This is a genomic window from Streptomyces flaveolus, assembly GCF_000716535.1.
Classification (GTDB): Bacteria; Actinomycetota; Actinomycetes; order Streptomycetales; family Streptomycetaceae; genus Streptomyces; species Streptomyces flaveolus_A.
Window position 1 is genome coordinate 1 of sequence record NZ_JNWV01000141.1, and the last position, 824, is coordinate 824.

The window sequence follows — 824 nt, forward strand, 5'->3', positions numbered from 1 at the left end:
GCACCAGGACGTCCCCTTCGAGTACCTGGTGGAGCTGCTGAACCCGGCCCGCACCCTGTCGCACCATCCGCTGTTCCAGGTCATGCTCGCGCTCCAGAATGCGCCGGAGGCGAGTTTCCGGCTTCCCGGTCTGACGATCGATGTGGCTCCCGGACGGACAGGGACGGCGAAGTTCGACCTGTTCTTCAGCCTCGCCGAGCAGCGCGGCGCTCACGGTGAGCCGCAGGGCATCACCGGTGCGGTCGAGTACTCCAGCGACATCTACGACGCGCCAGTTCAACGACACGGTTTATGCCGTGCCGGATGTCTCGCTGGGCGAGCTGTTCGTCCGGCAGGTGGCTGAGACGCCCGATGCCCTGGCGGTCACGGACGGCGCCGACACGCTCACGTACGCACAACTCGATGCGCGCGCCAACCACCTTGCACACGAGGTGATTGGCAGGGGAGTGCGGCCCGGTGACGCGGTCGGTGTGCTCCTGGAGCGTTCCATCACGACGGTCACCACGGTGCTGGGCCTGATGAAGGCGGGGGCGGTCTATGTTCCCCTCGACGCCCGCTATCCGGCCGACCGCATCCGCCATGTCCTGGCCGACACCGGCGCCACGCTGGTGGTGACGGACGACGCGTCTCAGCCGCACCTCCCGGCCGATGCGGCAGACGCGTTCCTCATCGACTCCGCATCCGGGGGAGAGGAGCAGCGTGAAGCGCCTGGGGTGGGTGTGCGTTCGGGTGATGCGGCGTACGTGATGTATACCTCGGGTTCGACGGGTGCGCCCAAGGGGATCGTGGTGACGCATCGCAATGTCGCCGCTCTGGCTCTGGAC

The 824-nt window shown here is 67.5% G+C and carries 2 protein-coding genes; both read left to right on the forward strand.

The window, feature by feature from the left end; genetic code table 11:
• A partial coding sequence (locus OO52_RS54155; RefSeq protein ID WP_280923324.1) for a condensation domain-containing protein occupies window positions 1–343 on the forward strand: 343 nt, incomplete at its 5' end.
• The coding region (locus OO52_RS54160; RefSeq protein WP_280923325.1) for an AMP-binding protein at window positions 297–824 on the forward strand (528 nt) is incomplete at its 3' end. The genes OO52_RS54155 and OO52_RS54160, both read left to right, overlap by 47 nt.